This window comes from Dactylosporangium sp. CA-139066 (assembly GCF_050936175.1).
Classification (GTDB): Bacteria; Actinomycetota; Actinomycetes; order Mycobacteriales; family Micromonosporaceae; genus Dactylosporangium.
The window spans coordinates 8,666,194-8,693,002 of record NZ_JBNJNH010000001.1; the positions used below are offsets into that span (position 1 = coordinate 8,666,194).

General features: G+C 73.8%; 25 protein-coding genes. 9 read left to right on the top strand and 16 right to left on the bottom strand.

Going from position 1 to position 26,809, the window contains the following annotated elements:
- Positions 1-135: 135 nt before the first annotated feature.
- The 9 genes from ACQEVU_RS39660 to ACQEVU_RS39700 form a co-directional block, all read right to left on the bottom strand.
- Positions 136-837, bottom strand: a complete 702-nt coding sequence (locus tag ACQEVU_RS39660; protein ID WP_433332995.1) for an ABC transporter ATP-binding protein — start codon at positions 835-837, stop codon at positions 136-138.
- On the bottom strand, positions 834-1,535 hold the full coding sequence (locus tag ACQEVU_RS39665; RefSeq protein ID WP_433332997.1) for an ABC transporter ATP-binding protein: 702 nt from the start codon (positions 1,533-1,535) through the stop codon (positions 834-836). The genes ACQEVU_RS39660 and ACQEVU_RS39665 overlap by 4 nt, the downstream gene beginning before the upstream one ends.
- A gap of 174 nt (positions 1,536-1,709) precedes the next feature.
- On the bottom strand, positions 1,710-2,720 hold the full coding sequence (locus ACQEVU_RS39670; protein ID WP_433332999.1) for a branched-chain amino acid ABC transporter permease: 1,011 nt from the start codon (positions 2,718-2,720) through the stop codon (positions 1,710-1,712).
- Positions 2,717-3,583: a branched-chain amino acid ABC transporter permease gene (locus ACQEVU_RS39675; protein WP_433333001.1), complete on the bottom strand. Its 867-nt coding sequence runs from the start codon at positions 3,581-3,583 to the stop codon at positions 2,717-2,719. Before ACQEVU_RS39675 ends, ACQEVU_RS39670 begins: the two co-directional genes overlap by 4 nt.
- Positions 3,584-3,587: 4 nt before the next feature.
- Positions 3,588-4,778 carry an ABC transporter substrate-binding protein gene (locus ACQEVU_RS39680; protein ID WP_433333003.1) on the bottom strand — a complete coding sequence of 397 codons (1,191 nt, stop codon included), beginning with the start codon at positions 4,776-4,778 and terminating at the stop codon, positions 3,588-3,590.
- Between the two features lie 28 nt (positions 4,779-4,806).
- Positions 4,807-5,385, bottom strand: coding sequence for a GTP-binding protein (locus ACQEVU_RS39685; protein WP_433333005.1), 579 nt, complete (start codon positions 5,383-5,385; stop codon positions 4,807-4,809).
- A complete protein-coding gene (locus tag ACQEVU_RS39690; RefSeq protein ID WP_433335254.1) occupies positions 5,382-5,801 on the bottom strand; it encodes a roadblock/LC7 domain-containing protein in 420 nt (139 codons plus the stop codon). Before ACQEVU_RS39690 ends, ACQEVU_RS39685 begins: the two co-directional genes overlap by 4 nt.
- Positions 5,802-5,837: 36 nt before the next feature.
- Positions 5,838-8,594: a sensor histidine kinase gene (locus ACQEVU_RS39695; RefSeq protein WP_433333007.1), complete on the bottom strand. Its 2,757-nt coding sequence runs from the start codon at positions 8,592-8,594 to the stop codon at positions 5,838-5,840.
- Between the two features lie 373 nt (positions 8,595-8,967).
- Positions 8,968-9,552 (bottom strand): aldolase/citrate lyase family protein, encoded by a 585-nt coding sequence (locus tag ACQEVU_RS39700; RefSeq protein WP_433333009.1) that lies wholly within the window; start codon positions 9,550-9,552, stop codon positions 8,968-8,970.
- 116 nt (positions 9,553-9,668) lie between these two features.
- Here ACQEVU_RS39700 and ACQEVU_RS39705 point away from each other — a divergent pair, with 116 nt between their 5' ends.
- From ACQEVU_RS39705 to ACQEVU_RS39715, 3 genes are all read left to right on the top strand, one after another.
- A complete protein-coding gene (locus ACQEVU_RS39705) occupies positions 9,669-10,124 on the top strand; it encodes a hemerythrin domain-containing protein (protein WP_433333011.1) in 456 nt (151 codons plus the stop codon).
- Positions 10,125-10,163: 39 nt separating this feature from the next.
- Entirely contained in the window at positions 10,164-11,033 is an 870-nt protein-coding gene (locus ACQEVU_RS39710) for a helix-turn-helix domain-containing protein (RefSeq protein ID WP_433333013.1), read from the top strand.
- Positions 11,034-11,108: 75 nt separating this feature from the next.
- Positions 11,109-11,672, top strand: coding sequence for a TetR/AcrR family transcriptional regulator (locus ACQEVU_RS39715; protein WP_433333015.1), 564 nt, complete (start codon positions 11,109-11,111; stop codon positions 11,670-11,672).
- An 801-nt stretch (positions 11,673-12,473) separates the two neighbouring features.
- Here ACQEVU_RS39715 and ACQEVU_RS39720 read toward each other — a convergent pair.
- A complete protein-coding gene (locus ACQEVU_RS39720) occupies positions 12,474-13,205 on the bottom strand; it encodes a TetR/AcrR family transcriptional regulator (RefSeq protein ID WP_433333017.1) in 732 nt (243 codons plus the stop codon).
- A 232-nt stretch (positions 13,206-13,437) separates the two neighbouring features.
- On the opposite strand from ACQEVU_RS39720, the gene ACQEVU_RS39725 reads away from it, so the two are divergent.
- The 5 genes from ACQEVU_RS39725 (at position 13,438) to ACQEVU_RS39745 (ending at position 21,872) form a co-directional block, all read left to right on the top strand.
- The gene (locus ACQEVU_RS39725; protein WP_433333019.1) at positions 13,438-14,850 is read left to right on the top strand and encodes a tetratricopeptide repeat protein; all 1,413 of its coding nucleotides are present in this window, start codon (positions 13,438-13,440) and stop codon (positions 14,848-14,850) included.
- Between the two features lie 77 nt (positions 14,851-14,927).
- Complete coding sequence (locus ACQEVU_RS39730; RefSeq protein ID WP_433333021.1) at positions 14,928-17,507, top strand: fibronectin type III domain-containing protein; 2,580 nt, start codon at positions 14,928-14,930, stop codon at positions 17,505-17,507.
- 9 nt (positions 17,508-17,516) lie between these two features.
- Entirely contained in the window at positions 17,517-18,512 is a 996-nt protein-coding gene (locus ACQEVU_RS39735) for an AAA family ATPase (protein WP_433333023.1), read from the top strand.
- Positions 18,513-18,516: 4 nt separating this feature from the next.
- Complete coding sequence (locus ACQEVU_RS39740) at positions 18,517-19,626, top strand: DUF58 domain-containing protein (protein ID WP_433333025.1); 1,110 nt, start codon at positions 18,517-18,519, stop codon at positions 19,624-19,626.
- The gene (locus ACQEVU_RS39745; protein WP_433333027.1) at positions 19,620-21,872 is read left to right on the top strand and encodes a DUF3488 and transglutaminase-like domain-containing protein; all 2,253 of its coding nucleotides are present in this window, start codon (positions 19,620-19,622) and stop codon (positions 21,870-21,872) included. The genes ACQEVU_RS39740 and ACQEVU_RS39745 overlap by 7 nt, the downstream gene beginning before the upstream one ends.
- A gap of 7 nt (positions 21,873-21,879) precedes the next feature.
- Here the strand turns inward: ACQEVU_RS39745 and ACQEVU_RS39750 are convergent, their stop codons facing one another.
- The 4 genes from ACQEVU_RS39750 to ACQEVU_RS39765 form a co-directional block, all read right to left on the bottom strand.
- The gene (locus tag ACQEVU_RS39750) at positions 21,880-22,728 is read right to left on the bottom strand and encodes an NAD-dependent epimerase/dehydratase family protein (protein ID WP_433333029.1); all 849 of its coding nucleotides are present in this window, start codon (positions 22,726-22,728) and stop codon (positions 21,880-21,882) included.
- A gap of 103 nt (positions 22,729-22,831) precedes the next feature.
- Positions 22,832-23,473 (bottom strand): nucleoside/nucleotide kinase family protein, encoded by a 642-nt coding sequence (locus ACQEVU_RS39755; RefSeq protein WP_433333031.1) that lies wholly within the window; start codon positions 23,471-23,473, stop codon positions 22,832-22,834.
- Entirely contained in the window at positions 23,470-24,258 is a 789-nt protein-coding gene (locus ACQEVU_RS39760) for an SDR family oxidoreductase (protein WP_433333033.1), read from the bottom strand. The genes ACQEVU_RS39755 and ACQEVU_RS39760 overlap by 4 nt, the downstream gene beginning before the upstream one ends.
- A complete protein-coding gene (locus tag ACQEVU_RS39765; RefSeq protein WP_433335256.1) occupies positions 24,255-25,223 on the bottom strand; it encodes an LLM class F420-dependent oxidoreductase in 969 nt (322 codons plus the stop codon). Before ACQEVU_RS39765 ends, ACQEVU_RS39760 begins: the two co-directional genes overlap by 4 nt.
- Before the next feature lie 147 nt (positions 25,224-25,370).
- On the opposite strand from ACQEVU_RS39765, the gene ACQEVU_RS39770 reads away from it, so the two are divergent.
- Entirely contained in the window at positions 25,371-25,577 is a 207-nt protein-coding gene (locus ACQEVU_RS39770; RefSeq protein ID WP_433333035.1) for a hypothetical protein, read from the top strand.
- A gap of 52 nt (positions 25,578-25,629) precedes the next feature.
- Here ACQEVU_RS39770 and pth2 read toward each other — a convergent pair whose 3' ends face one another.
- Complete coding sequence (pth2, locus tag ACQEVU_RS39775) at positions 25,630-25,989, bottom strand: peptidyl-tRNA hydrolase Pth2 (protein WP_433333037.1); 360 nt, start codon at positions 25,987-25,989, stop codon at positions 25,630-25,632.
- Positions 25,986-26,795 (bottom strand): metal-dependent hydrolase, encoded by an 810-nt coding sequence (locus ACQEVU_RS39780; protein WP_433333039.1) that lies wholly within the window; start codon positions 26,793-26,795, stop codon positions 25,986-25,988. The genes pth2 and ACQEVU_RS39780 overlap by 4 nt, the downstream gene beginning before the upstream one ends.
- Between the last annotated feature and the right edge of the window lie 14 nt (positions 26,796-26,809).

A 26,809-nucleotide genomic window follows, 5' to 3' on the forward strand; every position in this document is an offset into this window, starting at 1 on the left:
GCACGACGGACGGCCGTCAGCACGACGGACGGCCGTCAGCACGACGGACGGCCGTCAGCACGGCGAGCGGCCGTCAGCACGGCGAGCGGCCGTCAGCACGACGGGCGGCCGTCAGCACGGCGAGCGCGGCGCGGGTCAGGCGTGGGTGGCGACGCGCAGGACGTGGTCGGTGAGGGTGGGGTCGGCGCGGAGGTCGTCGGCGGTGTGGGTGGACGCCACGACGCCGTCGGCGAGCAGGGCCACCCGGTCGGCGACGGCCAGGGCATGCTCCGGCTGCTGCTCGACCAGCAGCACCGTCAGGCCCGCGCGGACGAGTTCGGCGATGACCGCGCGGACGCGGTCGGCCAGGTCGACCGCCAGGCCCTCGCAGGGCTCGTCGAGCAGGAGCAGGCGGGGCTGGGTGAGCAGGGCGCGGGCGATGGCCAGCATCTGGGCCTCGCCGCCGGAGAGCTGGTCGCCGCGGTGGCGGCGGCGCTCGGCCAGGCGGGGCAGGAGCTCGAGGATGCGCGGAACCGTCCAGTCGCCCTTGCGGCGGGTCAGGCGCAGGTGCTCGGCGACCGTCAGGCTCGCGAAGACGCGGCGGCCCTGCGGGACGAGCGCCACGCCGGCGCGGGCCACGCGGTGCGCGGGGCGGCCGGCGAGCTCCTCGCCGTCGAGGGTCACCGTGCCGGACCGCGGGCGCAGCAGGCCGCAGACGGCGTGTACGAGGGTGGTCTTGCCGGCGCCGTTGCGGCCGAGCACCGCGAGCGCGGTGCCCTGCGGGACGGTGAGGTCCACGCCGTGCAGCACCGTACCGCCGCCGTAGCCGGCCTGCAGGCCCTGGACCGTCAGCGTCACGGTGTCACCCCCGCGTAGGCGGCCGCCACCTCGGGCGAGCGGCGGGTCTCGGCCACGGTGCCGGTGTGGACGTGGCGGCCCGAGTGCAGGACGGTGACGTGGTCCGCGAAGCCGTACACCAGGTCCAGGTGGTGCTCGACCAGCAGCACCGCGACGCCGGGCGGGAGATCGGCGAGCAGGGCGGCCAGGAGCTCGACCTCCGGCGGGGCGAGACCCGCGGCCGGCTCGTCGAGCAGCAGCAGGGTCGGCTCGCCGGCCAGGGCCATGGCCAGCTCGAGCTGGCGGCGCTGGCCGTGGGAGAGGGAGCCGGCCCTCGTGCCCGCCTGGTCGGCCAGGCCCACGGCGGCGAGGCGCTCGCGGGCGCCGGGACGCAGCCGGCCCCACGGGCGGCGGGCGGCGACGAGGACGTTCTCCTGCGCGGTCAGCGTCGGCCAGACGGCCGGGTGCTGGTGGGTGCGGCCGATGCCGAGGCGGGCGCGGCGGGCCGGGGACGTGCGGGTGACGTCGCGGTCGTGGAAGTGGATGCGGCCCGCGCTCGGGCGCAGCGCCCCGGCGACGAGGTTGAGCAGCGTGGTCTTGCCGGCGCCGTTGGGGCCGATGAGCGCGCGCCGCTCCCCCGGCTCCAGCCGCAGGGTCACGTCGTCGAGGGCGGCCAGGTCACCGTAGCGGCGACCCAGGCCCTCCAGCCGAAGGATCATGGCGTCTCCGGCGGTAGCCGCAGGGTCACGTCGTCGAGGGCGGCCAGGTCACCGTACCGGCGACCCAGGCCCTCCAGCCGAAGGATCATGGCGTCTCCGGCGGTAGCCGCAGGGTCACGTCGTCGAGGGCGGCCAGGTCACCGTACCGGCGACCCAGGCCCTCCAGCCGAAGGATCATGGCGTCTTCATCCTCCCGGACCCGCGACGCCCGCCGGGCATGAGGGACGGTCTCGGGCGGCGGCGCAGCAGGGCGCTCAGGGCGGCGCGGTCGCCGACCAGGCCGTTGGGCAGCAGGTACACGCACGCGATGAACAGGCAGCCCAGCACCAGCGGGGCGTGGCCGGCGCTCGCGATCCAGTCGCGGGTGGCGACGACGAGGGCGGCGCCGGCGATCGCGCCGACCATCGACATCGAGCCGCCGATGACCACGGCCAGGAGGATCAGCGCGGCGACGTCGAAGCCGCCGTCGCCCGGGGAGACGTACGACTGCATCGTCACCAGCAGCGCCCCGGCCACGCCGGCCAGGGCGCCGGCGACGGCGTAGGCGACGGTCAGGTACCCGGCGACGGGGTGGCCGCTGGCCCGCATCCGGCGCGGGTCGTCGCGGGTGGCGCGCAGCAGGGCGCCGGCCGGGGAGCGCAGGGCGAGCAGCAGCGCGGCGACGAGGACCGTGACGACGGCGAGGGCGTAGAGGTACACGGACTGGTCGTCGCCGAGCTCGGCCAGGCCGGGCAGCGGGGTGACCTTGCCGAACGCGAGCATGCCGTCGGTGCCGTGGGTGACGGACTTCCACTGCGCGGCCACGGTCGAGGTCAGCTCGCCGAGCGCCAGCGTGATCATGAGCACGACGACCCCGCGGGCGTACACCACCAGGGGCGCGGTCAGCAGCGCGAAGAGCCCGCCGGCGGCGGCCGCGGCGAGCAGCTGCACGATGCCGAGGTCGACGTCGTTGTGCACGAGGGTCGCGGTGGTGTAGGCGCCGACCAGGTACGGCGCGGTCTGGCCCAGCGTCGGCAGGCCGGCGACGCCGGTGAGCAGCGCGACGCTGACGGCGAGCAGGCCGACGATGAGGATGCGGGTCAGCATCTGGTTGGCGTAGTCGTTCAGGGTCCACGCGAACGAGGTCAGCAGCGCGAGCAGGGCCGCCGTCGCGAGGTACGAAATCAGGCGCTTCGTGCCGCTCATGCCGAGCGTCCCGAGGGCAGCAGGCCGCGGGCGCGGGCGGCCAGGGCGAGGGCCATGGCGCCGAACAGCGCGAACGGGGCGACCGTGGGGAAGTTCGGGGCGACGACGTTCTGGATCTCGCCGACCGCGATGGCCGCGACGAGGGCGCCGGTGATGGAGCCCATGCCGCCGAGGACCACGACGACGAGCGACAGCATGAGCACGAGGTCCGCGGTGCGCGGGCCGGGGCCGATGATCGGGGCGCCGAGCGCGCCGGCGAGGCCGGCCAGGGCGCCGGCGCCGGCCAGGACGCTGGTGCGCACCGTGAACGGGGAGACGCCGAGCATCGCGACCATGTCGCGGTCGTCGACGGTGGCGCGCACGAGGCCGCCGGCGCGGGTGCGGGCCACGAGCAGCGCGAGCCCGGCCGCGATGAGCACGGCGACGCCGATGAAGGCCAGCCGGTACCCCGGGTAGGAGTGCCCGGCGATGTGCACGGCCCGGTCCAGCGCGGCCGGCACCTTCACGCCGAGATCGTCCTTGCCGAAGATCGCGGTGAGCCGGTCGCCGACGACGAGCGCGACGCCGAACGTGAGCAGCGCCTGGGCGAGATGGCCGCGGCCGGCCAGCGGCACGAGCATCGCCGAGAGCAGCGCGCCGCCGAGGGCCGCGCTCGCGGCGCCGACAAGCACCGCGAGCGCGAGGGAACCCCAGCTGCCGTCGCTGATCCGGGCGGCGGCGTACGCGCCGAACGCGTACAGCGCCCCGTGCGCGAGGTTGAGCACGTCACCCACGCCGAAGGCGAGGGTGAGCCCGGCGGCGACGACGAACAGCAGCAGGCCGTAGGCCACGCCGTCGACCGCCGGGATCAGCAGGCTGTCCAAGGGACTAGGCGCCGACCGTCGCGAGGTCCTGCACCAGCACGTTGGCGAGGGCGCGGCCGTCGTTGCGGACCTGACGCAGGTACCACTTCTGGATCGGCGCGTGGTTCTTGCCGAACTGCCACTGCCCGCGCGGGCTGGAGATCTGCCCGAGCTTGCCGACCTGCTCGTTGATCGACGCCGGCGTCGGGTTGGCCCCGGCCGCGCCGATCGCCCGGTCGAGCACCGCGGCGGCGTCGTAGGAGGCCATCGCGTACGTGGTCGGGGTGGCGTCCGGGTAGGCCTGGCGCCACGCGGCGACGAACTTGCGGTTCTCCTCGTTGTCGAGGTCGGGCGAGTAGTTGCAGACGGTGTAGACGTCCTTGGCGGCGTCGCCCTCGGCCTGCAGGACCGAGCCCTCGGTGATGAAGGCGCCGTACAGCGGCAGGTCCTTCACGTCGGACTGCTTGTACTGCTTGACGAAGTCGATCGCGGCCTTGCCGGCGTAGAAGGTGTAGACCGCCTTGGCGCCGCTGGACTTGATCTGGCTGAAGTACGGCAGGAAGTTGGTCGTCTGCGGGAACGGCGTCCACAGCGTCTTGCCGCCGGGGTTGGCCAGCGTGCCGCCGATCTTCGCGAACTCGTTGGTGAAGCCGCCGACCTCGTCGTAGCCACCCTGGTAGTCCGGGCCGATGGCGAAGACCGGGCCGTTGACCTTGTCCTTGATGTACTGCGCGATCGAGGAGCCCGGGTCGGAGGACATGAAGCTCGTCGTCCACACGCCGGAGAGGTCCTTGAGCTCCGGGCGGCCGTTGGAGCCGATCAGCGGGATCTTCGCCTCGGCCAGCAGCGGCGCGACGGCGGCGACCGAGCCACCGCCGACGATGCCGGTCATGGCGACGACGCCCTCTTCCTTGATGAGCTTGGTCGCGGCCGGCACGGCGGTGGGAGCGCCGTCGCCCTCGTCGCCGATCTTGAGGTCGATCGGGTGGCCGCCGAGCTTGTTGTCGTGCATCTTGAGGTACAGCTGGAAGCCGTTCTTCAGGTCGGTGCCGACCGCCTGGTACGTGCCGCTGAGCGAGCCGAGGAAGCCGATCTTGAGGGTGGACGCCGCACCGGCGCTGTCGGACTTCGTGTCGTCGTCCTTGGCGCACCCGGCGCCCATGAGCACCAGGCCGGTGGCCAGCGCAATGCTGACCAAACGTCGTTGCAGGGACATTCTTCTCCTTGAGGGGGGTAACGAGCGGCTAGCGACGAGCGCCGGCGCGCTGTGCGAGGGCGTGCTCGGTCACGCGGACGAGGATCTCCTTGGCCGACGCCCGGGAGCGCACGTCGGCGTCGAGCATCGGGACGCTGCGATGGACGGCCAGGGCGTCGCGGATGTCTTCGAGGTGGTAGCGCGCCGCGCCTTCGAAGTTGTTGACGGCCACGACGTAGGGCAGGCGACGGTTCTCGAAGTAGTCGATCGCCCCGAAGCAGTCGGCCAGGCGCCGGGTGTCGGCGATGACGACCGCGCCGATCGCGCCCCGGCACAGCTCGTCCCACATGAACCAGAAGCGCTTCTGGCCGGGGGTGCCGAAGAGGTACAGCACGAGGTCGGAGTACAGCGTGATGCGCCCGAAGTCCATCGCGACCGTGGTGCTGCCCTTGTCGGGCACGAGCGAGAGGTCGTCGTGCCCGAGGCTGGCGGTGGTCATGACGGCCTCGGTCGTCACCGGCGGGATCTCCGAGATCGCGCCGACGAGCGTGGTTTTGCCCGCGCCGAAGCCACCCGCGATGATGATCTTGACGGCGGTCGGGCGCCCGCGCCGGTCAGGACCGGTCACAGTGGACCCCGGACCGCCGGCGTCAGCGCGTCGCCGATGCGGTTGGCCAGCTCGGTCATCTCGTAGGAGACCTTGCCGACGTCGGCGTTGGGCGAGGCGAGCACGAGCATCGACGCGCCGTCGCTGAACGCCATGCAGAACATGAACCCGCCGTCGAGCTGGGTCACGTTGGAGATGACCTGACCGGCCTCGAAGAAGCGGGCGGCGCCGGCCAGCAGCGCGACGAGACCGCTGCCGGTGGCGGCGAGCTGGTCGGCCCGGTCCCGGGGCAGCGCCCGGGTGTGGGCCAGCACGAGGCCGTCGGTGGAGATCGCCAGGGCATGGGCGACGTCGGGGGTGCGGCTCGCGAAGTTATCCAGCAGCCAACCGAGATTACTCGGGTCGGTCACAGACGTGGTCCTCTCCAGATGTTGCATGTACATCCAACTTCCCCCCGGTCCCCGATTGCCGGCTCAGCCCTGCGGGCGCCGGTTGGCGACGCCGCGTGCGTACGCCGACATGGCCGCCGCCACCCGCGAGGGGTCGCGCTTCGGCGTCGCCGGCTGGATCGGTGTGCCGGGCCGCTGGACCGGCTCCGCGGCGCCCGGCACGAGGTGGCGCCCGGCGGCGCGGACCGGCAGGCCCGACGACGTGGTGGCGGTGACCTCCGGGGTGGCGGCCTGCGCCGCCGCCTGCCAGCCGGCGTCGGCGGCCGACTCCCAGTTCATCGGCTCGGCGACGACGGTGTCGTCGGTGCCGAGCCCGGGCGGCGTCTCCGTACGGAACCACCCGTTGACCGACTGGAAGATCGGCAGCTCCATCCCGTCGTCCTCGGCCGCAGCGAGCACCGCCGGCACCGTGGGCTCGGGCAATGGCGGCCACATGCCGGGGCCCGGCGGGGTCGCGTGCGCGGGCGGCGGCGGGTACGCCGGGGGCTGATACACGCCCGGCTGCCCGGCGAGCGTCGGCTGGGAGCCGGTCGCGGCGAGGAAGCCGTTCTGCCCCGCGGGGACCGTGGACAGCTCCTGGGTCGCCCACTGCTGGGCCGGCACCTCGAACAGGCTCGGCTCGGACGGCCGCGGCTGCGGGGTGAACAGGTCGTTGGGCCGGCCCGCCCCGTTGCCGGGCGTCCCGGCGCCGACGGTGACCGGCGCGAGCTGGGGACCCCGCTCCGAGGCCAGGATCGGGCGGAACACGTCCTTGGGCAGGACGATCTCGGCGAGGGTGCCCGTGTGCTGGCCGGGGCGCAGCTGCACGGCGATGTTGTACCGCGCGGCGATGTGCCCGACCACGGTGAGACCCATGGCGCGCACGGCGGCGATGTCGATCGCCGGCGGGTGGTTCAGCAGCTGGTTGAGCTGGTCGCGCCGGGACGGGGACAGCCCGACGCCGGTGTCGACGATCTGCACGATGACCCGGTCGCCCAGCGCCCGGCCGGTGACCCAGACCTCCGACTCCGGCGGCGAGTAGCCGGTCGCGTTGTCCAGCAGCTCGGCGAGCAGGTGCACGATCTCGTCGACCGCCTCGGCGACGACCGCGACGTCGTCGTCGACGCTGCCGAAGCGGACCCGCACGTAGTGCTCGATCTGCGAGATCGCGGCCTGCAGCACCTTGCCCAGCGGGGCGTCCTCGCGGCGCACGCGGGCGGCGCCGGAGCCGCCGAGCACCAGCAGGCTCAGGTTGATCCGGGCCATCCGGGTGGCCAGGTGGTCGAGCTGGTAGAGCTCCTGCAGGCGGTCGGGGTCGGTCTCGTCGCGCTCGACCTTGTCGACCTGGGCGAGCACGGCGTCGACCAGTCGCTGCTCGCGGCGGGAGAGGTGCACGAAGATCTCGGCGACGTTGGAGCGCATGACGGCCTGCTCGCCGGCGATGCGGACGGCCTCCCGGTGTACCGCGCGGAAGGCCTGCGCCACGTCGGCGACCTCGTCGGCGCCGGCCACCGCGAGGGTCGAGGACGCCCGGTCGGCGACCTCGTCGGGGTCGACCGTGCCGGGCGCGGCGGCGCGCAGCTCGGAAACGACGGCCGGCAGCTGCTCGTAGGCCACGGTGCGGGCCGCGTCCTGCAGGTAGCGCAGGCGCCGGGTCAGGCGCCGGGCGACGAAACCGGTGAGGACGATCGCGACGAGCAGCACGACCGCCACGCCGGCGCTCTGCACCGCGGCGCGGGTCATCTGGTCGTCGTGGACCACCGACACGGACTGCTCGATGCTCTGGTCGACCTGCTTCTCGACCCCGTAGAGCAGGCCCTCCCAGCCGGACATCGCGTTGATCCAGGTGGCCGAGTCCAGGCCGCCGATCGGGGTGCCGACCGGGGTGCGCCCGACCTGGTCCTGCAGCCGCTGCGCGACGACGACCTGGTCGCCGATGCCGGACTGCTCGTACCAGGTGCGCCACTCGGCCGGGGCGAGCTGGTTGAACGAGACCGTGGCCTCGATGAAGCTCGTGCGGGTCGAGATGATCTCCTGCTGCAGCGCCGGCGTCAGCTGGCCCGCGGCGAGCGCGCGCAGCACGGCGGCCTGTTGCTGCCCGACCGCCTCGGCGGCGCGGGAGAGGGCGGCGGCGGCGCGGATCTCGTCGGCCAGGTCGGTCGGGGCGCCGGAGCGGGCCACCGACTCGCGGTACGCCAGCAGGTCGGCGATGAGGATCCGGTAGCTGAACGCCATCGCGGACACCGAGGCGCGCTTGTCGTTGCGGACCTGGTCGCGCAGGCCGTGCAGCGCGCCGAGACCGGTGTCGATGCGCCCGAGGGTGTCGGAGTCGCCGCCGCCGGAGAGGCTCTTGCGCTGCTGCTGGTAGACGTTCACCGCGTCGTCGGTCAGCAGCACCTGCTGCTGGAAGGCGTCGAGCAGCGTCGCGTCGTTCTTCAGCACGTAGTTGACGGCGGCGGCCCGCTCGCGTTGCAGCGCGTGGGCGAGGCCGCCGGCGTTGGTGGCGAGCGCGGCGAGGTCCTGCAGGGTGCGCGCCCGGCTCACCTCCTGCACGGTGGAGACGAACGCGACGCCGGCGAACGCGACGACGGCGACGAGGGGCAGCGCCACGATGAGACGCAGCTGGTCGACGATGCGCCGGCCGGCGCGCTGGCCCCGCTTCTCACCCGTGCGCGGCGGCGGCAGCCCGTCGCGGCGGGCCAGGGCGGCGGTGTGTCGGGTGGGCCGGCGCTCGGTGCTCTGCCGCGGGTCGCGACCCTGCCGTTGGGCGGGCACGGGCAGCGAGCTCTGGCTTTGGGTCACGAAAAGTCCCCGCAGGCATCCGAGATTGACAATGCACGTCGGAAGCGGTCCGAGCCGGCACAGGCGCGATCAGCACCTCATACACCGGCTCTCGCTTCGACGTTGTGCACAATCACAGCTCGGCCGATCCATGTCAATACCGATGGACCATGTCCAGCGACGATCGCCTGTTTCCCGCTCATCCGTTCGCCGGATGTTAGCCAACCCGTACGGACCCAAACGGCTGCTTCCGCGGGATTTTCGACTGACGGATTCCGATGGATCCGATCGGCGTGCGCCATGAACTTTACGTTGCCGTAACAACACTGTCTGAAGTGTCGACAACACGTGGCGTCACTCATTGTCGCTCAGAAATATTTTCTGCCGACAATGTTCATCCGGCGGCAAATATCCCCTCGGTACGCTCGAGCTCGCCGGCGCCCGCGCAGAGCCGGCCGGCGAACCCAAGCCTAGCCAGGGCCGCACCGGACGCTTCGAACCGGTCCGCATCAGGGCATCCGTCGGCCACCGGGGCGGCGATGCCGGCCGCGGCACTGGCCGCCACGACCATGGACCGCAGCCACAGCAGCTCGCGCTCGTCCGGGCCGGGCGACAGGCGCAGCTGCGCGCGCAGGCCCGCCTCGCCGAGCAGCAGCCGCACGACCCGCGGGGCCCGGGCCAGCTCGGCGGCGGCGAGCACTCCGGCGGCCGTCTCCACCACCGGCATGACCTTCACCCGGCCGACCGGCATCCCGCACGCGTCCTCGGCCTCGGCCAGCGCCGCGGCGAGCGCGGCGAGCTCCGGGGCCGACTCGGCCGCGGACGCGCACACGCCGGCGAGGTCGGGGCGCATCGCCGGGCGCACCGCGCGCAGGCCCGCCCCGCCCGGCGGCAGCCACAGCCAGCCGTCCGGCTCGCCGATGGCCACATCGTCGATCACCAGGGGGCGCTGACCGGGCACGTACAGGTACCGCCTCATCCTCCGATCTTCGGTTCACCTGCACCACGGCGCACGACGAGCGACCGTTTCGCCCATTTCCTGGCGACGGCGCCCCGTGACGCGCGACCGTGGAGGGGACGAACTTAGGAGGGGACATGGCTTCCGACGCCGTCACGCTGATCACGAACGACCACCGGATCATGGAGCAGCTCTTCGAGCGGCTGCGCTCCGGCACGGGCGACCGCCAGTTGCTGCTCGACGAGTGCGCCGCCCGCCTGACCGCACACAGCCACGCCGAGGAGCAGAAGGTGTACCCCGTGCTGGCCGAGCTGGACCCACAGGCGCAGGAGGAGGCGCACCACGGCGCCGACGAGCACCACGAGGCCGAGCGGCTGCTGCACGACCTGCAGCGGATCTCACCCCAGGGGCCGCAGTTCGAGGATCGCCTCGAAGATTTCATCGCCGCGGTACGCCGTCACCAGGAGCACGAGGAGACGGCCATGCTGCCGAAGTTGCACGCTTCGCTCACGCCGGAGCAGCTGACGCAGATGGGTTCGGCATTCGAGGAGGTCCGCATCGCCGAGCTCGCCGTCGCGGGTATCAGGGTATGAGTTGCCGATTGGCCCGTCTTCGGTACAGTCGGGCTGGTCATGGTCAGTTTCCGCGGGCTTTCCGGTGACCCCGTCGGCGCGGCTCGGCTCAGCGACCTGCCGATGGGCCGATCTCCCGTGCGGACCTTGGACCACGTCGTCATCCTGGTCAGCGCCGGTCAGGGCACGCACGGGCTCGACTTCGTGACGTACGCCTGCCGCCCGGGCACGCTGCTGTGGGGCCGTCCGGGCCAGGTGCACCAGTTCGGCGTCCAGGCCGGCTTCGACGCGACGGTTCTGACGTTCTCGCCGCGCCTGCTGCCCGAGCTGCCGCTGCCGGAGCTCGTCACCGACCCGTTCGCGCCCGCGTGCTGGCAGCCGACGGGCGAGGACGAGGACGCCATCGTCGCCGAGATCGCGCAGATCGGCGTCGACCAGGTCCGCTACGGCGGCACCCCGTTCGGCGCCACCCTGCTCGCGCACTCGATGGCGGTGCTGCTCATGCGCATCGCCGCGCTCGCGCCGCCGCCCCGGCGCACGCCGGCCGACCTGCTCATCGGCCTGCTGCGGGCGGAGCTGGAGCGCGAGGTGCGCCACCGCCGGGTCGAGGACTACGCCGAGCACCTGCGCTGCTCCGTGCGCACCCTGACCCGGGCGAGCCTCGCCGTGACGGGCCGCAGCGCGAAGCAGCTCATCGACGAGCGGGTCGCCCTGGAGGCCAAGCGGGTGCTCGCCACCAGCACCCTGCCCGTCGCCGACGTCGGCCGCGAGCTGGGGTTCGAGGAGCCGACGAACTTCGGCCGCTTCTTCGCCCGCGAGACCGGGCAGTCGCCCGGGACGTTCCGGGCCGCGCTGCAGCGCCTGCCGCAGCCGCGGGTGCCGCATCAGCGCTCGGCGCTGCCCGGCCGCCTGCGCCCGCGCACGGCATAGCCCTCGCTGCGCAGGCTTCGTGGCGTGCACCTGCTCGTAGGTCCCGCTGCGTGAACGGCTCGTAGGCTTCGTTGCGTGAACGCACGTGAACGGCTCGTCGAGAGCGCGCAGGAACTGCTGTGGGAGCGCGGGTACGGCGGGACCAGCCCGAAGGCCATCCAGGAGCGCGCCGGCGCCGGCCAGGGCAGCATGTACCACCACTTCGCCGGCAAGGCCGACCTGGCCGTCGCCGCGCTGTCCCGCACGGCGGCCGCGGAGCGCGAGCGCGCCGAGTCGGTGCTCGGGGCGCCGGGGACGGCACTGTCGCGGATCACGGCGTACCTTCGGCGGGAGCGCGAGGCGTTGCGCGGCTGCCCGATCGGCCGCCACGCCGCGGACCCGGAGCTGGTCGCGGACCCGCAGCTGCGGGCCCCGGTCGAGGAGACGTTCGCGTGGCTGCGCGGCCGCCTCGCCGGGATCGTGGCGGAGGGCCAGCGCCGCGGCGAGCTGCGCCCGGACGCCGACCCGGCGGCGATCGCGGCCGCGGTGGTGGCCACGATCCAGGGCGGCTATGTACTGGCGCGCGCGGCCGGTTCGCGGGAGCCCTTCGACTCGGCGGCCGAGGGTGCGGTACTGCTGGTCACGTCCCTGTCCACCTGAACCGCCCGCGTTTCGATGCCCCGTACCTACTCGTATGTACGGCGCGACACCTCTCCTCGTATGTACGCCGCGACGGGTCGCCGCGCGACCGGCGCCGGACGGGGGCGGATGCGGCGCCGGACTTCCGGCCGCGCGCAGGTCGTGGCGGCACTGGTCGGCGCCGGGTGTGCGGATCGCTGGAGTGCGCGTTCGCCGATGTGACGCAGGGCGCGTTCGCCGCGAACCCGAAGCGCGCCTCGCCACCACCTCGCGCCGCGCCGCCGCGCGACCGCCGCGCCGCACCATCGCCCCGCGCCCCACCGCCGCCGCGCCGCACCATCGCCGCGCGCCCCACCGCCGCCGCGCGACCGCCGCGCCGCACCATCGCCCCGCGCCCCACCGCCGCCGCCCGCCCGCCGCGCCGCACCATCGCCGCGGGCCCCACCGCCGCCGCCCGCCCGCCGCGCCGCACCATCGCCCCGCGCCCCACCGCCGCCGCGGGCCCGACCACCAAGGTGCGCCCCGCGCCTCGCCTCCGCCGCGCGCCTTGTCCAGCGGGGCGGCCGGACGACCACCCGGCCCGACTCGGAGTCGCGGCGCAACGGGACGTCGCCGCGTTACGGCGTGGCCGCGTAACACGGCGTTCACGAATCGCGTAACGGGCGGAGGGACCACTGTCGCTATTTCGCCGAGCGCTTGAAATCGCAAATGGGAAATGTCCGGGCGGCAAATCGGACGTTACCGAAATATCCTTTTTAGCGCCAGCCGGGGTATAAGTCCGACAAGTCGTGGCGCGGAGCGCCCGACTTGTCGAGAAGCGCATTACGGCGCGATTCGGCACTCCGCCGGTTTGGCCGGCGACGAGGACGACGGGGTGCCCAGCTCGCGGGCCGCCTCCTCCGGGCCGACGAACGGGACGAGCGTGAAGTACGACAGCGTCGGCAGCAGCGCCGGCAGCTGTTCCACGCGACCGGCGGCCACGTAGCGGTACACCGTGGCGTAGATGCCGCCGACGATCGTCTCGACCAGCTCCTCCGGCATCGGCAGGTCCGCCGCCCGTGGGGCGTCGGCGAAGAAGCGGTCGAAGCGGCGCAGGAGCTGGACGCGCTCGGCCCGGCCGTGCGGGCCGGCGGCGTCGATCTCCACCACCGCCGTCGTGGCGAAGGCGGGGAGCTCGGCCAGGACCTGCAGCATGATGCGCAGGGCCGCCCGGGCGCCGTCGCGCCAGGTGACCTCGGTGCGGTACGCGTCCTCCATCAGCTTGAGCAGCAGGTCGGTGCCGTGGCGGTACGTCGCGATGAGGGCGTCGTCCTTGCCGGCGAACAGGGCGTAGAACGCGGGGCGGGTCACGCCCGCGGCGCGGCAGATGTCGCTCACCGTGGCGTTGGCGTAGCCCTTCTCGGCGACCGTGTGCACGAGGGCGTCGAAGAGGCGGTCGCGCTGGTTGGCCGCCACCTCCTCCGGCGGGACCCGGCTCGGGCCGCGCTTGATCGCGCGGGACGGGTCGCGGCCCTCGCGCGCTCCGGGCAGCGGGCCCAGCGTTTCCTTCGCCATCCGACAAGTATCGATCGTTGGGCCAGGCGCCGCCGGACGACGGGACCTATGGACGGCCGAGACCGCCCGGTCGGGCGGGGACCCCGCGCCGATCGTGGGACGGCGCGGCGCGCCGCGGACCCGGAGGCCCGGTATCGAGGGACGCGCTGACGGGCTCCCCGGCAGGGCGCGGCAGGCCAAACGGCGCCCTACCGGGTGGCGGGCGGCAGGGCGGACAGGGCAGAGTATCCGCGTGTCCTCGTCCGCCCAGTTGGCCAACGCCCTGCATGGTGCCCACGCGATCGCCTCGCAAGGCGACCGGCGCGGGGCGCTGGCGCTGCTCGACCAGGCGCTCGACGCCGCCGCGATGACGCTCGGGCGCGACGATCCCGACGTGCTGGCCGCGACCGGGCAGCTCGCGCGGTACCACGTCGAGCTCGGGGAGCTCGCCGAGGCGCGGCGGGTGCTCGAGGAGGGGCTCGACGCCGGGTACAACCGGCTCGGCAACGGGCACGCGGTCATGCTCGGGCTGTCGTTCGAGCTGGCCCGGCTCGCCGACGAGCTCGGCAACGTGTTCGAGGCCAAGCGGCGGTACAACCAGCTGGTCAAGCTCGGGCCGGCGGTGCTCGGGGCGTCGCATCCGAGCATCCGGGCGGCCCGCGAGTATCTCGGGCTGCCGGAGCCCGAAGCCGCCGCGGAGGCGGCGCCGCCGGTCACGTTCGACCCGGTCAGCCGGCCGGCGAACACCCCGGCCCGGCCGGCGCCGCCGGAACCCGTGGCGCCCGCGCCGCCGGCTCCGCAGCCCGCAGCGCCGGCGCCGCCGGTGCCGCAACCGGTGGTACCGCAGCCGCGGCCGCCCGTCGAGGAAGCGACGGCCGTCGAGGAGCCGGTGCTGCCCGACGAGCCCGTCTCGCCGCCGCCGACGCCCGTGCCCCCGCTGCCGCCGCTGCAGGCGTACGGCCAGCCGCCCATCTACCGGCCCCAGCCGCGCGACGACGAGCAGCCGACGATGTCCCTGCAGCAGCTGCAGGAGCAGGAGCGGCAACGGCTGCTGCAGCAGCAACCGCCGGCGAACGACTACCAGCCCGCGCCGTGGCAGCGGACCGCGCCCGGCGTGCTGCAGCGGGCCGACTACGAGCCGATGTCGGGGCCGTCGTGGCAGGTCGCGCCGGCGCCCTCGTCGGCCACCGCGCCGCCGCTGCCGATCGACGAGGTGCCCCGGCGGCGGCGCTCGCCGATGGTCGCGATCCTCGTGATCGTGATCGTCGCGGTGCTCGGCGGCGGGGCCGCGGCGGCCGTCGCGTTCTTCGCGGCGCGGCCGGGCACGAGCGCCGCGCCGCCGACGACGGCGCCGCCGTCGAGCGCGGCGGCGGAGCCGTCGAAGGCCACGATCGGCGGGCCGCGGGCGCCGCGCGAGCTCAAGGTCAAGGACGACAAGACGAGCATCACGCTCACGTGGAAGGACCCGTCGCCGGGCACCGTGCCGTTCGTCGTGGCCGGCGGCAGCCAGGGATCGATGCGTGAGCTGCAGGGCCTGCCGGCCGGCACCACGAAGTACACCATCAGCGGTCTGAACCCCAAGCTGGACTACTGCTTCACGGTGGCCGCGGTCTACGGCACGCAGGACGTGCAGCTGTCGGATCTTGCCTGCACCAAGCGCAAGTAACCTGCGGGTGCCCATCCACACATCGACGGGAATATGATGGCGCCGATTTCGCCGGAGGGGGCCGGGAAGGTGAGCAGATGCAGCTGAACCTGCGCTCGCGCAAGAGCGGCGCGCTCGTGACCTTCGGCACCGTCGTGGCACTGCTGGCGGTGCTCGGGCTCACGCTGTTCGGCACCGGCGCGGCCAACCACGCGGTGGCGAGCTTCGACGTCAGCGCCTGGCTGTGGAGCACCGACAAGGGCGAGGTGGCCCGGGTCAACGGGGTCACCGGCAAGGTCGACACGCGCACGAAGATCACCGATGCCGCCGGGCACACGATGCAGGTGACCCAGAGCGACCGGTTCGTCATCCTGCGGGACCTCAACTCCGGCAAGATCAGCGTGCTCGACCTGACGAGCCTGAGCCTGGGCGCGACCACGCAGTCCACGCCGGGCCTGGGCGTGAGCGTCGCCGTGCACGACGACACCGCGTTCATCGTCGACACCGTGCAGGGGCAGGTCCGCCAGCTCGACCCGGCCACGTTGCTGCCGGTCGGCGAGACGATGAGCTTCCCGCCGGGCATCTCGGCCGGCACCTTCGACGACAGCGGCCGGCTCTGGCTGCTGGTGCCGTCGGAGGGCACGGTCGTGGCGATCGAGCCCGCGCCGCAGATGAAGCCGTCGCCGGGCGGCGGCCAGGGCGGCGGGTTCACCGGCAACCCGGTGAAGGTCCGGACCGTCGGCGTGGCCGACCCCAGCCACGACCTGGCGCTGTCGATCCTCGACTCCGGCGTCGCCGTGCTCGACAAGACCGAGACGACGCTGACGACGCTGCGGGGCGACGAGGTCAAGAAGGTGCCGCTGAAGCTGACCGGCGAGGGCGCCATGCCCGGCCGGACGGTCGGCGCCGACGTGCCGGTCACCGTGGTCGACGGCGCCCACGTGTACGTCGTGAACAACGAGAAGGTCACCGACTTCGCGGTGCCGGGCGACAGCCCCAGGCTGCAGCCGTGCGTGGCCTGGTCGGGCCGGTTCTACTGCGCCGACGACGCGAGCGGCACCGTCTACGTGCTCGACGGGCAGGGCAAGGCCCTCGACCCGATCCGCATCCAGGCCGGCGGCCAGCCCCTGGAGCTCGAGGTCCGCGAGGACCGCATGTTCATCAACGCGCCCGGCGGCTCGACGGCGTCGGTCGTGGACAGCAAGAACCACGTGACGAGCGTCAACAAGTACACCAACGACGTCCTCGGCGGCGACGCCCCGCCCGAGCCGCCGCCCCCGCCGCCGGCCAAGCCGCCCGTCGGCCCGCCCGGCGCGCCGGCCCGGGTCACCGCGGTCGCCGGCAACACGGTCGCGCGGGTCACCTGGACCGCGGCGCCGGCCAACGGCAGCGCCATCACGAAGTACGTGGTCGAGGGCGACGGGCAGCCGCCGCACGAGGTCGGGGCGAGCCAGCGCTCGCTGGACGTCACCGGGCTGACCAACGGCACGACGTACAAGTTCACGGTCTACGCGGTCAACGCCAAGGGCAACGGGCCCAAGAAGGCGGCCAACCCGGTGGTGCCGACCCGCGACGTGCCGGACCCGCCGGCGAGCGTCGCGGCGGCCGCCAACCCCGACGGCACGGTCGCGGTGACGTGGCCGGAGGCCAACGGTCAGGGCCACAAGATCACGAAGTACATCGTGACGACCGTGTCCACCGCCGAGGCCAAGACGTTCGAGTCCGCGACGCCGGCCCTGACCGTGAAGGCGGGCGAGCTGCCCTACGGCACGCAGGTCGCGTTCAAGGTCGCCTCGATCAACGACATCGGCGCGAGCTCGGAGCAGTCGCCGCTGAGCCCGTCGGTGGTGCCGTTCAACAAGCCGGGCGCGCCGGCGTCGCTGACCGTGAAGGCGTCGGCCAGCAAGCGCGGCACCGTCGTAGCGGCCTGGAAGGCGCCGGCCGACAACGGCGCGACGATCACCGGCTACGAGGCGACCGTCAACGGCACCAAGCAGACCATCGACACCGCGCTCACCCACGAGTTCGGCGGGTTCAAGGACGCCGAGGCCGTCACCATCCAGCTCAAGGCGGTCAACAAAGCGGGCCAGGGCCCGGCGGCGACCGGCTCGGGCACGACCCTGGCGGCGCCGAAGATGACCGTCGACGACGCGGCCGACACCGCCGCGCTCAACTCGATCACGGTGCACTTCACCGCCACCGACGGCGGCTCGCCGGGCACCTGCCGGCTCGACGTGGCCGGGGGCGGCAGCACGCAGGGCACCTGCTCGGGCTCGCTGACGCTGAACGGGCTGTGGCCCAACACGGCCTACACGTACACCGTGTCGATCACCAACGGCGCCGGGATGACGGCGAGCGGCAACGGCTCGATCAGCACCCCGGTGTACAAGGGGACCGTGGTCTGCAACACGCCCAGCTACTGCGGCAAGGGCGCCAGCGGCGGCGGCATCTGGGTGTACAAGACGCCGTCGCAGAACGGCACGTCGGTCAACGACGTGTTCAACGGCGAGAGCTACGTCGCGATCTGCTGGACCACGGGCCCCCAGAGCATCAACGCCACGCCGTACGGTGGCAAGAACACCAACCAGTGGATCAAAATCGAGTTCCAGGGCGAGAACTACATTCCGTACGCCTGGTTCGATCTGCCCAGCGGCACGGGGCCGCTGAAGCAATGCTGATGGAGCGTCGTGATCTCGCCTGAACTGTCCACGGAACAGGGCCCGCCGAGCAACGAGGAGGTCGGCGCGGCGGCCGAGCTGATCGGCCGCCTCGCGCGCAACATCGAGTCGATCGTGCTCGGCAAGCCGCACGTAGTGCGGCTGAGCATCACGGCGCTGCTGGCCGAGGGGCACGTCCTGCTCGAGGACGTGCCCGGCGTCGGCAAGACCACCCTGGCCCGGGCCATGGCGGCGAGCGTGCAGGGCCAGTGGCGGCGCATCCAGTTCACGCCCGACCTGCTGCCCTCCGACGTCACCGGCGTCACGATCTTCAACCAGGCGACCCGGGGCTTCGAGTTCCACCCCGGGCCGGTGTTCGCCAACATCGTCATCGCCGACGAGATCAACCGGGCCTCCCCCAAGACGCAGTCGGCGCTGCTGGAGGTCATGGAGGAGCGCTACGTCACCGTCGACGGCGTGCGTCACGGGGTGCCGCGGCCGTTCCTCGTCGTGGCGACCCAGAACCCGATCGAGATGGACGGCACCTACCGGCTGCCGGAGGCGCAGCTGGACCGGTTCCTCATGAAGCTCGCCGTCGGCTACCCGAGCGAGGCCGTCGAGATCGAGGTGCTGCGCGGCGCCGTGTCCCGCTCCCCCGAGGCGCTCGACCCGGTCACCGACACCCAGGTCGTGGCGCGGCTGGTGCGGCTGGCCCGGCGGGCGCACATCGCCGACCCGCTGCTGGGCTACGCGGTGCGGCTGGCCAACGCGACCCGGGCCCACCCGCAGATCCGCATCGGCGTGAGCCCTCGCGGCGTCATCGCGCTGACCCGCGCGGCGAGCGCCTACGCGCTGACCGACGGCCGCGGGTACGTCGTGCCCGAGGACCTCAAGGCCCTCGCCGAGCCGGTCTTCGCGCACCGGCTGGTCCTCTCCCCCGACGCCCAGGTGCGCGGCGTGGCGCCGGCCGACGTGGTGCGCCAGGTGCTCGAAACGGTGGCCGTGCCGTCGCCCGTCGCGGCCTGAGCCGATGCGCCTGACCGCCCGCGGAGCCGGGCTCGGCGTCGCGGCCGTGGCGCTGCTCGGCGTCGGGCTCGTCTTCGGGTACCCCCACCTGGTCGTCCTCGGCACCGCGTGCGTCGCGGCGCTGGTGTTCGCGTTCGTGTACGTCTGGTGGCGCCCGCAGCTGACGGTGGCCCGGGCCGTGGACCCCGACCGGGTCATGCGCGGCGAGTCGAGCACGGTCACGCTGCGCGTCGGCAACACCAGCCGGATGCGCGGGGCGACCCTGGTGGCGCACGACCGGTGCGGCGACGCGTCGATCCCGGTGCCGCTGCTGCGGCTCAAGGCCGGCGGGGAGACGACCGCGCAGTACGCGGTGCCGACCGCCCGGCGCGGCGTCGTGGCCATCGGGCCGCTGCGCGTCGTGCGGCGCGACCCGCTCGGCCTGCTGAACCTGGCGCGGGCGTACGGCGGGACGGCCCGGGTCTGGGTGTACCCCCGCGTGCACCGGCTCTCCGCGATCCCCACGGGCGTGACCCGCTCCCTCGACGGCCGCGACGACCGGGTGCCGCACGGGACGATCACGTTCGACACGCTGCGCGAGTACGTGGTGGGCGACGAGCTGCGCCGGGTGCACTGGCGCACGTCGGCGAAGGTCGGCGAGCTGATGGTGCGCGAGCAGCTGGATACCAGCCTTCCCCGCCTGGTGGTACTCCTGGACGACCGCCCGTCCTCGTACGCGGACCCGGACCGTTTCGAGTCGGCCTGCGAGGCGGCGGCGTCGCTGATCCTGGCGGCGTTGCGCGAGGAGCTGCCGATCGCGCTGCGCCTGCTCTCGGGCGCGCACGCGGCCGGCTCGTCGACCCGCGACTACCTCGACCTGCTGGCCGAGGCCGCGTTCGCGCCGATGTCGGACACGGCGGTGTCCTCGCTGCGCACGCAGCGGCTCGGCGACACGCTGGTGTACCTCACCGGCGACCCGGACCTGGCACACGTGAGCGCGCTGCGCACCGCGTACCCGACGCTGGTGGCGGGCGTGTTCGGCGACGCCGCCCCGGCGCTGGAGCGGGTCGTGGTCCTGGCCGTGCGCGACGGCGCCGAGTTCGCCGCCGCCTGGGACGGGGTCCAGTCGTGGTGAGGCGGCTGCTCGTCCCGGTCTCGATCCTGGGCATGCTCGTGCTGGCCGGGTTCGCGCTCGCCCCCATCTACAACGGCACCCTGCTGCCGCTGCTCACCACGGTCGCCGCGGCCGGCGCCGTGCTCGTCAGCGTCGCCGTGCGGCGGCTCCCGGCGTACACGGCCGCGCCGGCGTCGGTGCTCGGCCTGGTCGTCATGGTGTACGTGACGGTGCGCGTCTCGGCGCAGGCCGGCCAGATCTCCGGCGCCGTGCCCGACATCGCCCGCGAGGCGCTGCGCAACAGCATCCCGCGGCTGCTGACCGCGCTCATCCCGATCGAGCCGCAGCCGGACACGGTGCTGCTGCCGGTCATCGCCACGTGGCTGACCGGCCTGGCCGCGGCCGAGGTCGGCGTGCGCTACGGCCGGGTGCTGCTGTCGTACGCGCCGCCGACGCTGCTGTTCGGCGGCGCCCTGTACCTCGTGGGCCCCGACACGGCCGCTTCCCGCGCCACCGCGTGGATCCCGCTCGCGTACGCCGCGTTCGCCATCGTCGGCCTGATCGCCAGCGCCCGCCCGGACTTCGCCCCGGACGCCCTGACCACGCCGCAGCGGCGCACGCTGGGCCTGCGCGTCGGCGCCGGCGCGGCGGCCGGCCTGGCCGTCGTCATCGTGCTGTCGCAGCTGCTCGGCCCGGCGGTCGCCGGCCAGGGCAACGACACCCCGGTCGACCCCCGCAACTACGTGACCCCGCCGCAGCTGGACGCGCTGGACGAGAACCCGCTCGTGCGCCTGTCCGGCTGGAACCTCAACAAGCACCAGCACCTCTTCGACGCCACCGTCACGCCCGGCCCCGGCGCCGTGGCGCAGCCGCTGATCCGCCTGGCCGTGCTCAACGACTACGACGGCATCACCTGGCGGATCGGCTCGGTGTACCGCAACGCCGGCCGCGTCCTGGGCCGCCCCGACGGCGACGGCCCCGAGATCACCCAGACGATCACGATCGACGAGCTCGACGGCCGCCTGCTGCCGGCCGCCGCGACCCCGCAGAAGGTCGAGGGCGTCCGCGTCGCCTACGACGCCGACACGGGCACGATCGCGCTGAACGACGCCCTGCGCAAGGGCCTCACCTACACGGTCACGTCCCGCCAGCGCCCCCGCCCCGACGACCAGGCGCTCTTCGCCGCCGACGTCCCGGCACCGGAGGAGGCCGCCCGCTACCTGGCCCTGCCCGGCAAGGTCCCCGACTCGATCGCCCAGCTGTCGGCCCACCTCGGCGAGGGCGTCTCCAACCCGTACCAGCGCGCGTTCGCGATCCAGCAGTGGCTCGAGGAGCACTACAAGCTCGTCGGCGACGCCCCGAGCGGCCACGCGTACCCCAACGTCGAGCACTTCCTCTTCGGCAACAAGGCGACGGGCGGCCAGAAGGGCACGTCGGAGCAGTTCACGGCCGCGTTCGCGGTGCTGGCCCGCCTCGCCGGCCTGCCCACCCGGGTGGCCGTGGGCTTCGAGACCCACAAGGACGACAAGGCCGTCCGCGGCGGCGACGCGATCGCCTGGCCGGAGGTCGAGTTCACCGGCTTCGGCTGGGTCGCGTTCGACCCGCTGCCGAAGTCGGACACCGTCCAGCGCCCGGTCGAGAGCGACTTCCGCCCGAAGCCGCCCGCGTCGCAGCCGCCCCCGCCGTCGGTCCCCCCGCCGTCGGACCTGGCATCCGCCGCCGCGTCGCACTCCGCGGCCGCGCCGGCCCCGCCCCCGGCCGCGGCCGGCGGCTCGGCCACGCTGATCGCCGCCTCGACCGCCGCGGCCGTGTTCCTGCTCGTCGCGGGCTTCTTCGCGGCGGTACCGCTGGTGCTCTCCCGCCGCCGCCGGCGCCGCCTGAGCGAGGGCCCGCCGGCCGCGCGGATCGACGCCGCGTGGCACGAGGTCCTGGTCGGCCTGCGCCAGGCGGGCCGCCCGGCGCCGCCGCACCTCACCGCCGGCGAGGTCGCCCGCTACGCCGCCACCGCCGCGCAGCCCCGCGCCCACGCCGGCGCCCGCCCGCTGCGCCCGTCGGCGCCGCCCGCCGACGACCTGGCCGACCTGGCGCTGCTGGTGAACGCGTCCGCCTTCGCGACGCCGGACGCCGGTCCGGGCGAGCCCCAGGCGGCCCGGGCCGCGGCCCACGCCACCGCGTACGTGGCCGGCCTGCGCGCCCGCCGCCCCTGGTGGCGCCGCCTGCTGTGGACGTTCGACCCGCGCCCGCTGCGCTGGCACCGCCGCCGGTAGGGCCCTCCTAGAGCGGGGGCACGTCGAGCAGGCGCGTGGCGCGGAAGTCCAGGAGGCGCTCGATCCGGGCGGTGTCGATCGGGGTGCCGTGGCCGGCGATCGGGCGGCGCACCTGCGCGTCCGGGTGGTGGGCGGCGATCAGCTCCGCCGTGGGACGCGGGTCCATCGTCCGGGGAGCGGCCAGGAACACCGGGTGGAAGCCGGTCACCGGACGGGTCAGGGCCAGGAAGACCGCCTCCGCGGCGTCGTCCACGTGCAGGTACGACCAGGAGTCGGGGGCCATGACCGACGGATCCGAGCGGCACCGGCGGGCCATGGCCTCCAGCTCCGGCCAGCCGGCCGTGTAGGGGAAGCGCAGCGCCACGACGTCGGTGCCGTAGCGGCGGTGCATCATCGCGGCGGTCGCCTCGTCGGCCTGCTTGGACAGCGAGTACGGGTCCTCGACCTGCAGGGGCGTCGCCTCGTCGATCGGGAAGTACGCCGGGTGCAGCTCGTGCGGCGAGAAGCGCAGGCCGAGGATCGAGTAGCTGCTCGCGATCACGGCGCGGCGGGCGCCGCGGCGGGCAGACTCCTCCAGCACGACGAACGTCGCGCGGGTGTTGCCGGCGAAGACCTCCTCCGGGGTGCCCATCTCGGGGCTGCGCAGCGCGGCCAGGTGGACAACCGCGTCCACGCCGTCGCCGACGGCGTCCGCCACCGCCGCGGGATCGCCCGCGTCGCCGACGACGGTGCGCCAGGCGTGCTCGACGGGCTCGTCCAGCAGCACCAGAGCGCGGATCCGGATGCCGGCGGCGGCGAGGCGGCGGCAGACCGCGGAGCCGATGCTCCCGGCGGCGCCGGTCACAAGAACGTCCACAACTGCCGATCGAACCGCAAAGGCCGGGCAATATCAAAGGGTGGAACCGCCTCGGCGACACCTGGCTGCACGGCCGTGTGCTGGGGCAACGCCACGAGGCTGTTCAGCCTCCCCGCGACAGGATGAGGTCGGCGCGGTCCCGGGTGGCCGCGATGACCTCGGCGTTGCGTTCGTCGCTGCGGTACACCCAGTCCCGCGCCTGCGGCAGGTCGAGCCCCTTCGCCAGCTGCCGGCGCACCAGCGACTCCTGGCGCACGTCGTCGGGGGCGTCGAGGTACAGGACCAGGTCGAGCAGGTCCCGCACGGACGCCCACGGCCCGTGCGGCAGCAGCAGGTAGTTGCCCTCCACGACGATGACGCGCACGTCGGAGGGGACCGGGATCACGCCGCCGATCGACTCGTGCAGGGTGCGGCTGTAGCTGGGGGCGTAGACGAGGTCCTCGCCGGCCCGCAGCCGGCGCAGCAGGTGCACGAACCCGGCCGCGTCGAACGTCTCCGGCGCGCCCTTGCGCTCGGTCAGGCCGAGCCGCTCAAGCTCCACATTGGACAGGTGGAAGCCGTCCATCGGCACGGCCACGCTGGACAGTCCATCGTGGACGTTGATGGCGTCGGCCAGCGCCGAGGACAGCGTGGACTTGCCGGCCGCCGGCGGGCCGCAGATGCCCACGACGGTGCGGCCCGACCGCGCGCGGACGAACGGCACGACCACGTCCAGGGCCGCCTGCAGCACGTCCGGGGGCCTCATGACAGGGAGTCGCGCAGCGTGCGCATGCCGGCGAGCCAGCGGTCGGTGTCGGTGGCGCGGTGCAGGTAGTACCTGGCGACCTCGGGGTGCGGCAGGATGAGGAACTTCTCGGCGTCCAGGCCGGCCACGACGGTCTCGGCGACGTGCTCGGCGGACAGCACCGCGCCGCCGGCCGCGGTGACCTTCGCGCCGATGTGCCCGGCCTTGAGGCCCTCCTGCAGCATCGGGGTGTCGACGCCCTGCGGGCACAGCGCGCTGACCCGGATGCCGCGGCTGCCGTAGGTGATGGACAGCCACTCGGCGAAGGAGACGGCGGCGTGCTTGGTCACCGCGTACGGCGCGTCGCCGACGGCGGTCAGCAGCCCCGCGGCCGAGCAGGTGTGCAGCAGGTACCCGGACCCGCGATCGAGCATCGAGGGCAGGACGGCGCGGGCGGAGTACACGTGGGACAGCACGTTGACGGCCCACGTGCGCGCCCACACCTCGTCGCTGGCCTCGAGCGCGGCGCCGCTGGTGATGCCGGCGTTGGCGCAGAACAGGTCGATGCGCTCATAGCGCTCAAGGGTCTCGCTGACGACCTCGGCGATCTGCTCCTCGCTGGTCACGTCGGCCTCGACGCCGACGGCCTCGCCGGGCAGGCTCGCGGCGAGCGCGGCGGCGGCGTCGCCGTCGAGGTCGGCGAGCACGAGCGCGGCGGCCTTCTCGGCGGCGAAGCGGCGGGCGAGGGCGCTGCCGATGCCGCCCGCCGCGCCGGTGATGACGACGACCTTCCCGTCCAGCCTCACGACCGTCCCCCCAGCTCGCGCAGCGTGGCCAGCAGCGCGGGCGCGCCGCCGGCGGTGAGGTCCCGGGTCGGCAGCAGCGCGATCACGGGAGTGGTGACGCCGGCCTCGGCGTAGCGGCGCACGTGTTCGCGGCAGTGCGCCGGGGTGCCGTGCACGATGAGCGCGTCGACGACCTCGTCCGGGATCGCGGCGAGGGCGCCCCTGCGGTCGCCGGCCGCCCACGCGTCCCACATGGGTTTGAGCACCTCGCCGCGGCCCAGCCACCGGTGGAAGGCCGCGTAGGCGGGGACGGTCAGGTAGGCGGCGATGAGCCGGCGCCCGGTCGCGCGGGCCTCCTCGGCGTCATCGGTGGGGCACACGAAGATGCGCGCGGCCACCTCGAAGCCCTCGGGCGCGGCCGCCAGCTCGGCCCGCGCGGTCGCGACGTCCTCGACCGACAGCCAGTTGAGGATCGCGCCGTCGGCCTCGGCCGCGGCCAGGCGCAGCATGCGGCCCCGCAGACCGGCCAGGAGCAGTTTCGGCGGTACCTCGGGGGCCCGCTCGAGCCGGAACCGGCGCACGGCGAACGTGTCGAAGCCGCCGTCGACGAGCTCGCCGGCCAGCGCGGAGCGCAGGAAGCGCAGCACGTCGCGGCTGCGCTCGTAGGGCCGCTCGAACGGCACCGCGTTCCAGTCGCCGACCACGACGGGCGAGGAGGCGCCGATGCCCAGGGCGAAGCGCCCGGGCGCGGCCTCGGCCAGGGTCGCCGCCTGCATCGCCAGCAGGGCGGGCCCGCGGGTGTAGACGGGGACGATCGCGGTGCCCAGCCGCAGCGCCGGCGACCAGGCGGAGGCCAGCGCCAGCGGGGTGAACGCGTCGGTCCCGGCAACCTCCGAGGACCACACGTCCGTGTACCCGAGATCCGGTAGCGTGGACAGCAACGCCGCGTGGTCGGGCAACGGGATCCCGGCGAGCGGGATCGTCAGCCCCCATTGGCTGTTCATCAGCCGATCATCTCCGCGAAACGCCCGATGTGGCAAGCAGAACGGCACACTCGTCCGGGCACCCTCACGTTGCAGGCCGTAGGCCCGCGACGTAGCCTGGCGCCGATCTCAACAGAGAAGGAGCGAAACATGCTGGGTCTGGAAAAGAAGCTCATGAAGGAGTGGGAAGGCAAGAGCGCCCAGGAGCTCGCCGACGCCCCCGTCACCGCGATCGCCGGCGTGAGCGAGGGCGACGCCGAGAAGCTGCTCGCCGCCTTCAACATCAAGACGGTGCGCGACCTGGGCACCAACAAGTACTTCCGCTGGGCGCAGGGCATCGTCAACCTCGCCGACTGACACCTGACACATACGACGGCCGCTCCCGCGCCTGGGGGGCGGCCGTTTCGCGTCACAGCAGCGACAGCGACCCCGTGACCGGGTGCAGCGCGTCGCCGCGGGCCGGGCCGATCGCGCAGCAGGTGGCGGTGCCGGCGGCGACCTGGGTGCGCCCGGCGTCGTGGACGACCTGGACCGGCAGGCCGGCCTCCTCGGCGGCCGCCACGACCAGGCCCAGCGTGTCCTCGTCGGGCACCTTGAGCACCACCTTCGGCTGCCCCGCCGCCCACCAGTCGGCGAACGCCGGGGAGCGCAGGCCGGCGATCGCGGCCGCGACGGCGGCGTGCGCGGCCTGGGCGGCGAGCTTGCCCTTGCCCATGCCGAGGTCGGTCCGCATCACGATCACGAGCCGGGTCTCGGCGCTGGCGCTCACAGCGCGATGTTAAACCGGTCCATGAGGATCGGGGCGAGCAGCACGGCGCCGGCGAAGATGGCGACCGTGGCGAAGACGGTGCGCAGGAAGACGGTCTCGGTCTTGTCGCCGGCGGTGAGCGCGACCGAGTGCGGCAGGCCGAAGCAGCGCCACATCCGCCGCCCGGTCGGTATCGGCCACAGGATCGGCGAGCCGTGCCGGGTGATCATGTCGCCGGCCAGGTGGATGAGGCCGCCGACGCCGACGGCGACGCCGAGCAGCGGGTAGCCGCGGTCGCCGGGCAGCCGCTCGTACACCACGAACGCCGCACCGGCCGCGGCCAGCGTGACGATGACCCAGCCGGCCCGCTCGGCCCACTTCTCGAACAGCCCGCGCAGGGCCAGCGCGAAGGCGAAGAACAGCACGCCCATGACGGCCCACTTGCCGTAGGCGTTGCACAGCGCCAGGGTGCCGTAGCCGACGCCCACGTTGAAGACGATGGTGTGGGTCAGGGTGCGGTGGCCGTTGCGCCGCGGCGGGTCGTACTTCATCCGGGTCAGCTTGTAGACACCGAGCGAGAACTTCTCGATGCACTCGGCCAGGAACAGCGAGAACACGCCGAACGTGTGCGCGACCGTCGCCCCGCCCTTGCCGCGCGTGACCCGCCCGGACAGGTCCAGGTCGGGCAGGAGCGCGCCGCCGGCGCAGATCGCGGTGCCGACGGTGAGCTGCAGCGGCGTCTGGTGGAAGTGCCCGAACTGGTCCAGCGCGAGCGATCCTGTCAACCAGACGGCCGCCCCGGAAAGCGCGTGCGACGAGCCCATCATGGCCCATGACTATC